General features: G+C 68.5%; 8 protein-coding genes. 7 read left to right on the top strand and 1 reads right to left on the bottom strand.

The annotated features are described in order from the left end of the window. The 3 genes from AKI01S_RS14565 to AKI01S_RS14555 all read left to right on the top strand — a co-directional run. On the top strand, positions 1–1,014 hold a 1,014-nt coding region (locus tag AKI01S_RS14565), incomplete at its 5' end, for a peptidoglycan-binding protein (protein ID WP_218009679.1). Beyond that, a complete protein-coding gene (locus AKI01S_RS14560) occupies positions 1,011–1,703 on the top strand; it encodes an ABC transporter ATP-binding protein (RefSeq protein ID WP_067816593.1) in 693 nt (230 codons plus the stop codon). The genes AKI01S_RS14565 and AKI01S_RS14560, both read left to right, overlap by 4 nt. Before the next feature lie 5 nt (positions 1,704–1,708). After that, complete coding sequence (locus AKI01S_RS14555) at positions 1,709–2,911, top strand: ABC transporter permease (protein WP_067816615.1); 1,203 nt, start codon at positions 1,709–1,711, stop codon at positions 2,909–2,911. A 49-nt stretch (positions 2,912–2,960) separates the two neighbouring features. On the opposite strand, the gene AKI01S_RS14550 is transcribed toward AKI01S_RS14555, so the two are convergent. Then, positions 2,961–3,701, bottom strand: coding sequence for a thiolase C-terminal domain-containing protein (locus AKI01S_RS14550; RefSeq protein WP_083999562.1), 741 nt, complete (start codon positions 3,699–3,701; stop codon positions 2,961–2,963). A gap of 94 nt (positions 3,702–3,795) precedes the next feature. Between AKI01S_RS14550 and AKI01S_RS50515 the strand changes: the two genes are divergently transcribed. The 4 genes from AKI01S_RS50515 (at position 3,796) to AKI01S_RS50505 (ending at position 8,301) form a co-directional block, all read left to right on the top strand. Continuing rightward, positions 3,796–5,307 carry a recombinase family protein gene (locus tag AKI01S_RS50515; protein ID WP_067816590.1) on the top strand — a complete coding sequence of 504 codons (1,512 nt, stop codon included), beginning with the start codon at positions 3,796–3,798 and terminating at the stop codon, positions 5,305–5,307. Between the two features lie 403 nt (positions 5,308–5,710). After that, a complete protein-coding gene (locus tag AKI01S_RS50510; protein ID WP_157419839.1) occupies positions 5,711–5,896 on the top strand; it encodes a hypothetical protein in 186 nt (61 codons plus the stop codon). Continuing rightward, positions 5,893–7,329 carry a replication initiator gene (locus AKI01S_RS14540; protein ID WP_067816586.1) on the top strand — a complete coding sequence of 479 codons (1,437 nt, stop codon included), beginning with the start codon at positions 5,893–5,895 and terminating at the stop codon, positions 7,327–7,329. The genes AKI01S_RS50510 and AKI01S_RS14540 overlap by 4 nt, the downstream gene beginning before the upstream one ends. Positions 7,330–7,656: 327 nt before the next feature. Then, positions 7,657–8,301, top strand: a complete 645-nt coding sequence (locus AKI01S_RS50505) for a DUF8453 domain-containing protein (protein ID WP_157419838.1) — start codon at positions 7,657–7,659, stop codon at positions 8,299–8,301. The last annotated feature ends 203 nt before the right edge of the window (positions 8,302–8,504 follow it).

Here is an 8,504-nt window from a genome sequence, read left to right as displayed (position 1 = left end):
GCGGCGGCCGTCGCGACGTTCGGGTTCGGCGGCGGGGGCGGGAAGGGCGGCGCGCGTGCCGCCGGGCTGCCGCCGAACACGACCAAGGTGGCGAAGCAGACCCTCAAGGACAGCGAGACCGCCGACGGGAGCCTCGGCTACGGCCAGGCGACCGCCGCCAGCGCCCGCGCCGCCGGGACCGTCACCGCCCTGCCCGACACCGGCGACCGGATCACCCGGGGCAAGGAGCTGTACGAGGTGGACTCCCGGCCGGTGGTCCTGATGTACGGGGCCAAGCCCGCCTACCGCACGCTGAGCGCTGGCATGGAGGGCAAGGACGTGCTGTGGCTGGAGCGCAACCTGCGCGCCCTCGGCTACGACGGCTTCACCGTGGACGACGAGTACACCGCCGACACCGCCGACGCCGTCGCGGAGTGGCAGGACGACGTCGGCCTGGCCGAGACCGGGAACGTCGAGCTCGGCAGCGTCGTGTTCGCGCCCGGCGCGGTCCGCGTGGACGGCCTCCAGGCGGGGGTGGGCGACGCGGTCACGCCCGGCCGCAAGATCCTCACCTACACCGGCACCGACAAGGCCGTCACCGTGGAGCTGGAGTCCGACGACCTGCGGCTGGCGCGCAAGGGCGCGGCCGTGGACGTCGAACTGCCCGACGGGTCCACCGCCCGCGGCGTGGTCGACGAGGTGACCACGGTCATCGAACCGGCCGCGCAGGGTCAGGACCCCAAGACCAAGGTCGAGGTCACCGTGGCGCTGAAGGGGGACAGGGCGCAGAAGGCCGCCGCCCGGTACGTGCTGGCGGCGGTGGACGTCACGTTCACCGCGGGCACCCGCAAGGACGTGTTGACCGTCCCGGTGGCGGCGCTGGTCGCGCTGGCGGAGGGAGGCTTCGGCGTGGAGGTGGTCAGCGGCGGGACCTCCTCCTACGTGCCGGTGAAGGTCGGGCTGTTCGCCGACGGGAAGGTGGAGGTCTCCGGGCCGGGGATCGCCGAGGGCACCGTCGTGGGGGTGCCGAAGTGATCTCCCTGGTGGACGTGGTGAAGCGGTACCCCGGCGTCACCGCGCTCGACGGCGTCACCCTGCACATCGGCGCGGGCGAGCTGGTCGCGATCGTGGGGCCGTCCGGCTCGGGCAAGTCGACGATGCTGAACATGCTCGGCACGCTCGACCGCCCCACCTCCGGGCTGGTGCGCGTCGACGGCCACGACGTGGGCGCCCTGTCGGACGCGGAGCTGTCGGCGCTGCGGGCGCAGCGGATCGGGTTCGTGTTCCAGCAGTTCCACCTGGCCCCCGGCACGTCCGCGCTCGACAACGTGGCCGACGGCCTGCTCTACACGGGCCTGCGTCCCGCCGAGCGCCGCCGCCGCGCCACGGCGGCCCTGCACCGCGTCGGCCTCGCCCACCGCATGGAGCACCGGCCCCAGGAGCTGTCGGGCGGGGAACGCCAGCGCGTCGCCATCGCCCGCGCCGTCGCGGGCGAGCCCCGCCTGCTGCTGGCCGACGAGCCGACCGGCGCGCTGGACTCGGTGTCCGGCGCCGGGGTGATGGACCTGCTGCGCGACCTGCACGCCGCCGGCACCACCGTGGTGATCATCACGCACGACCGGGAGATCGCGGGCAGCCTGCCCCGGCAGATCCGGATGCGCGACGGCCGCGTGGTGTCCGACGCGCCCAACCCGGACCGCGCCCGGGCGGAGGCGGCGTCGTGACCGCGGTGCGGGAGGCGCCGCGCCCGGCCCGCCTGTGGCCGGGCGACGTGGTCCGGGTCGGCGCGGTCGGGCTGCGCACCCGACCGCTGCGGGCGTTCCTGTCCGCGCTGGGCATCGCGATCGGCATCGCGGCGATGGTCGGCGTGGTCGGCATCTCCTCCTCCTCGGGCGCCGACCTGGACCGCACGCTGGCCGCCCTCGGCACCAACCTGCTCACCGTCGAACCGGGCACGACCATGACCGGCGAGCGGGCGCGGCTGCCCACCGAGGCCGAGGCGATGGTCGGCCGCATCCGCCCGGTGCGGACGGTGTCGGCGGTCGGCCTGGTGGAGGACGCGAAGGTCTACCGGCACGGCCGGATCCCCGAGACCGAGACGCGCGGCCTGGCCGCCTACGCCGCCCGCACGAGCCTGCCGGCCGCCACCGGCGCGCGGATCCGCAGCGGCACCTGGCTGAACGAGGCGACCGCCCGCCATCCGGCCGTGGTGCTCGGCGCGACCGCCGCCGAGCGCCTCGGCGTCGGCCGCGCCGGACCGGACGTGCGGGTGCTGGTCGGCGGCCGGTGGTTCACGGTGGTCGGCATCCTGGAGCCCGCGCCGCTGGCGCCCGAACTCGACACCGCCGCGCTGGTCGGCTGGCCCGCGGCCGAGGCCGAGCTGAACTTCGACGGACACCCGACGAAGGTCTACACCCGGTCCGACGAGGAGGACGTCGAGCAGGTCTCCGGCGTGCTGGGGGCGACCGCCAATCCCGAGTCCCCCAACGAGGTCGAGGTGTCGCGCCCGTCCGACGCGCTGGCTGCCAAGCAGGCGGCGGGGGAGGCGTTCACGAACCTGCTGCTGGGCCTCGGCGCGGTGGCGCTGCTGGTCGGCGGGGTCGGGGTGGCCAACACCATGGTCATCTCGGTGCTGGAGCGCCGCTCGGAGATCGGGCTGCGCCGCGCGCTGGGCGCGACCCGCGGTCAGGTCCGCACCCAGTTCCTCGCCGAGTCCCTGCTGCTGTCGGCGCTGGGCGGGGCCGGCGGCGCCGCGCTGGGCGCGGCCGTCACGGCGGGCTACGCGGTCGCGCAGGGCTGGCCGGTGGTCGTCCCCGCGTGGGCGGTGTTCGGCGGCGTCGCCGCGACGCTGGCGATCGGCGCCGTGGCGGGCCTGTACCCGGCCGTCCGCGCCTCCCGGCTGTCCCCGACCGAGGCGCTGGCCACCCCGTGACCGGGGGCTCCGGCGGTCCCGCCGCCGGAGCCCCGCACGGTCGTCCGGCTCAGCGGGCGGGCTTGTAGACGGTGACGACCGCCGCGCCGCCCAGGCCGATGTTGTGCTGGAGCGCGCCGGTGACGCCCTCCACCTGGCGCCGGTCGGCCCGGCCGCGGATCTGCCAGGTCAGCTCGGCGCACTGGGCCAGGCCCGTCGCGCCCAGCGGGTGGCCCTTGGAGATCAGGCCGCCGGACGGGTTGACGACCCAGCGTCCGCCGTAGGTGTTGTCGCCGTCGTCCACGAGCCTGCCGCCCTCGCCCTCGGCGGCCAGGCCCAGCGCCTCGTAGGTGATCAGCTCGTTGGTGGAGAAGCAGTCGTGCAACTCGACGACCTGCACGTCCTCGGCGCCCAGCTGCGCCTCCTCGTAGGCCCGCCGCGCGGCCAGGGCGCTCATCTTCGCGCCGACGAGCGTGATCGCGCTCTTGTCGGCGAAGGTGTCCCTGGTGTCGGTCACCATCGACTGGCCCGCGATCTCCACGGCGCGGTCCCACAGGTCGTGCTCGTCGACGAAGCGCTCGGAGGCGATCACCGCCGCGCCGGAGCCGTCGGAGGTCGGCGAGCACTGGAGCTTGGTCAGCGGCTCGTACACGACGCGGGCGGCCTTGATGTCGTCGAGGCTGTACTCGTCCTGGAACTGGGCGTACGGGTTGTTCACCGAGTGCTTGTGGTTCTTCCAGCCGATCCTGGCGAACTGGTCGGCGGTGGTGCCGTACTTCTCCATGTGTTCGCGCCCGGCCGCGCCGAACATGTACGGCGCGATCGGCTCGCCGCCCCACTCGTACAGCGGGAACAGCTCCTTGAGGTGTTACAACATTGCTTCAGGTACCACCAAGGAGCCCCCCATGGCCGACACGCACAGTGACCTGATCCCCGTAGTGGACTACGCCCGCGCCAGCGCGGACAAGGCCAAGGACGAGCACACCGTCAAGGACCAGCAGAAGGCCAACGAGTCCACGGCGAAGCGGCTCGGATGCCGGATCGTCGCCCGCTTCGCCGACAACGACAAGTCAGCGATGAAGGAAGGTGTGATCCGCGACGACTTCGAGGAGATGCTTCGCGTACTGCGCGCGGGCAGGCTCAAGGACGGGACGCCTGTCATGGGCTGCATCGTGGTCGCCGACGACCGTCTGATCCGGAAGACGGGGGACTATGAACGCTTCGTTGACGCCCTCACCTACGAGGACGGCCGGGTGTACGCCGACAAGCGAGGGTTCAAGGACCTCTACGCGGAAGACGTCGAGACGATGGGGCTCATGGGGGCCGTGATCTCCCGCATGGAGATCAAGAAGATGCGCCGCCGCGCCCGCCAGTGGAACCGGGCGCGTGCGCTGGAGGGGCTCCCCAAGAAGGGGCACCGGCCGTTCGGCTGGCAGGAGGACCGGATCACGCTCGACCCCGTGGAGAGCGAGCTACTCCGCAAGGCCGTACAGCGGGTGCTGGCAGGAGGGTCCGTGAACTCCATCGTGCGTGACTGGCAGAAGGCCGGAGTCCTCACACCTCGCGGTAACCCCTGGAAGAACCAGACGCTCAGGCTGACGCTCCGAAACGCGCGCCTGTGTGGCTGGAGGACGATCAACGGCGAGTTGGTGACCGACGACGACGGAGACCCGATCGTCGGTACCTGGGAACCGGTGATCACCCCTAGCCAGTGGCAGGCGCTCCAAGCGATCTTCGACGCCCGGAAGGGCAAGCAGATCACCTACAACGGCGAGGCGGTGGGTCCGATCCGCACGGACCCTCGCGAACACACCTACCTCCTGACGTCGATTCTCCGATGTGGACGGATCTTGCCCGATGGCTCCATGTGCGGTGGCAAGCTGCGAGCCGGGTTTGAGAAGGACAGGGGCAGGCACCGTTACTTCTGCCACACCAAGGGCAGCGGAGGGTGCGGAGGTCTGGCGAGGCGCGGTGACCTGGTGGACGAGTTCATCAGCGAAGCCGTGCTTGCGAAGCTTGAGGAACGCGTCCAGGAGGCCCGCCCCGACATTGGCCCGTGGCCGAAGGAGAAGGAACTCAGCGACAAGATCGAGCAGCTCAAGGAGTTGAAGTCGCGTTTCGCGCAGCGACGCATCTCCAACAGCCTGTTCTTCGATGAGGTGGAGCGCCTCGAACCGGAGATCGCCAAGCTTCGCGCAGACCGGCAGCGGCACGCCCTGAAGGCGGAGGCCCGCACCGACGTCACCGACATCCGCCGACGCTGGTACTCCGAGATCGACGAGGATCGCTTGGACATCTCCCAGAAGCGCACGTACATCCGTGAGGCGTTGCACGCCGTCATCGTGCATCCCGCCGGACAGGGAAGGGGCAACAAGTTCGACCCGAACTTGCTTGAGCCTGTCTGGCGGGAGGACTGACGAGAACACGCCGCCCGCAGGGCCCCGGTCCACTCTGACCGGGCTCCTCTCGTGTGATCTAAGTCACTCTCAACGTCTCTCGTTGTGCGCCGTTGTGTGCCACTGGTTGCCGCTATACGCCACTGTTCGCCGACGTCCCGATCGGCTGGTCGCTCAAGAGGTTCAAGAGACATCAGAGATCGGGTACTTCTGGAGCACGGAGCCGCGAAACGACTCCAGGACCGACGAGTGAAGGCCGGGTAGGCACCGGCCGCCGGGCCCCGCGAGGTGTGCTCACGATGCTTGCCGCCTTCAAAAAAACTCCCTCTTATTAGACGCGATATCTAATTACTCTCGAAGATCACTCCCTTCGTTCTGGTGTCGCGCGTGCTCCCTCGTTCGAGAGGGAGAGGAGTACCCAGGGTTGAACCCGAGCCCGGAAGCGCGCGAGTGGGGAAAGCGTCAGGCCGCGCGGTCGCCGCGATGGACTGACGAGAAGTGGAACCGTGTCGCCGTCATCTTCACGATCACGCTGTCCACCCAGCCGGATCCGCAGCAGGAAGAGAGCGCCGACCGGCAGGCCCCAGCGCCCGTGCGGGAGGCAGCATGAACGCCTCGTCGACGCCCGGCCTGCCTCCCGAGTTCGTCGCCGCAGTCCAGCGTGCCGCCATGCCGGACTTCGCCCGCTGGCACGAGATGATCAAGGCTGCCGGAGGGTGTGAGCAGCCGATCCGGCTACGCGGCGAACGCCTCACCCTGGACGGTGAGACCGGTGAGTTGATCGAGTCCTATTCGACTGACGACGAGCCGACCGGCTACCTGATCACCGCATGCGGCAACCGTCGTGCCTCGCGCTGTGCCGCGTGTGCTGAGGTCTATCGCGACGACACCTACCACCTGATCATCTCCGGTCTCGCCGGGGGCAAAGGAGTACCCGAACGGGTCAGCGAACACCCCCGCGTGTTCCTGACCCTGACCGCCCCATCGTTCGGGGCAGTGCATACCCGCAGGGAGAAGGCCGGGCGAGTGAACCCCTGCCGCCCGCGCCGAGACCGGCCGCTGTGTTCCCACGGCCGTCCGGAAGGGTGCAGTCTGCGTCACGCCGCCGACGACCCGATGCTCGGGCAGCCGATCTGCGAAGACTGCTACGACTACCCACGCGCTGTGCTGTGGAACGCCCACGCGCCAGAGCTGTGGCGACGGCTCACACTGGCCGTCCCCCGGTACCTCACCACTGAGTTGGGCCTCACGCACAAGGCGTTCCGCCAGCAGGCCCGCATCTCCTACGCCCGCGTGATCGAGTACCAGCGTCGAGGACTGATCCATGTCCACGCCGTCGTACGGCTCGACGGTCCCGAAGGCCCCGACGATCCCCCACCTACGTGGGCGACATCCGACCTGCTGGAACGCGCCCTACGCGCGGCAGTCACCGAGGTGTCGGTGCCGATCCCGCATCCAGGCGAGGGGAGCACCCCGCACACGGTGAGATGGGGCAGGCAGGTGGACGTGCAGGCGATCCAGGTCGCCGCCGAGTTGGACGGCATAGCCGACAAGCACGTCGCCCGCTACATCGCCAAGTACGCCACCAAGGGAGCTGAGGATTCCGGCACGGTGGACCGGCCGATCCGCTATCCCAGCCAGATCAGCACCCTGGAGGTGTCCGAGCACGCCCGCCGGATGATCTGGACCTGCTTCGCGCTGGCCGACCTGCCCGAATATGGACCGCTGCGGTTGCGCAAGTGGGCTCACATGCTCGGCTACGGCGGACACTTCTCCTCCAAGTCCCGCCGCTACTCCGTCACCCTTACCCAACTCCGCCAGGCCCGCGCCGACTATGCCGCCCAAGCCGCCCGCCAGGCCGACGGGCACCCCAAGCCTGCCCCCGAGAAGCCGACCGTCACAACCGGCCGATGGACCTACGTCGGATCAGGACTGCTGAACGGAGAGCACTTCTGGGCGGAGCAGGCCCGCAACCGCATCCAGCAAGCCCGACGCATCCGCCAGCAAGTCACCGAGCGTGACCAAAGCCAGAAGGTCAGCTAGCCCGGATCACCCAACGTCGAGAAGTTTCATTACAGGGTCAAGGGCGGCCCGCTTCGCGGTCCGCCAAGCGGCCGCACGCCCCGGCGCACCGGGCGTGCGGCCACTTCGGTCCGGTCCCGCCGCGCCGAAACGCGCACCCGCCAGGGCATAAACGATCATTCGATGGCCGAACATGGTCAACCTTGAGGTGCAAGTTCCCTGACTTCTATCCCGCCGTTGCCCTTATTCTGGCACGACAATTTACTTCGACAGTGATGAGCCATTGGCTTCGAACTTCGAAGTCCATTGATAAAGTTCATGAAGTTGGATCTTGTGAGGAGCCTCAAATTGGGAGTTGACGCCTGGGCGCTGACTGTCTCTATCGTGTCGATTCTGATTGCAGGATCGGCTGTCTGGTATGCCCGCATACAAGCTGGGGCGGCTCGCAAGCAAGCGACGGCCGCTGAGCGCCAGGCGGAGTCGGCTCGCGACCAAGCCGAGGCTGCACGCCAGCAGGTAGTTATAGATCAGGAGATCGCACGGGACCAGGCGCAGCCTTATGTGTACGTCGATATTCGACCGGATAGGCGTACGGGCTTCTTTCTGATGCTTGTAATAGAGAACACCGGTCCAACGATCGCGCGCAATGTTCGCGTTGAGGTGGACCCTCCGTTGTCCTCAACCTCGTATCAAGAGGTAACAAACGCTCCTGCTTTGACTGAGGGTATTGCTTCCATGCCTCCTGGGCGGAGTCATAGATACTTTTTTGATACTGCACCGGCTCGATTTGAAAATGAAGAACTTCCCCGTCGATACGATGTCACCGTGACGGCAGAAGGTCCCTTTGGCCCTATTGAGCCGCTTCATTACGCTATCGATCTGAATTCATATCTCGGCACCGAGGGGCGCGGCACTGGCGAGATGAAAGATATAGTTAATGTAATCAAGGAAACGAATAAATGCCTGGATAAGATTATCAAAAAACTTGGCTGATGAATATTGGAGTGAGTGTAGGGTCTCTGCTTGCTCATTGTCCTTGGCTATTGTCGTGAAGTGGATATGTGCTGGCCAAGTTCTAGACCCCTTGGACGTGCCTGAAGCAGGGGCCTCGCGGCCCCCAGCCCCCCGCGAGCCGGAGTGCTCGTTCGCGCGAATCTGTCTGTCACGCCTTCTCGCCGTTCGCGCGAACGAGCACT

The organism is Actinomadura kijaniata NBRC 14229 (assembly GCF_001552175.1).
In the GTDB taxonomy this organism is placed as follows: Bacteria; Actinomycetota; Actinomycetes; order Streptosporangiales; family Streptosporangiaceae; genus Spirillospora; species Spirillospora kijaniata.
Note: the sequence above shows the minus strand (reverse complement) of the source record. Positions and strands in the feature narration are given on the sequence as shown.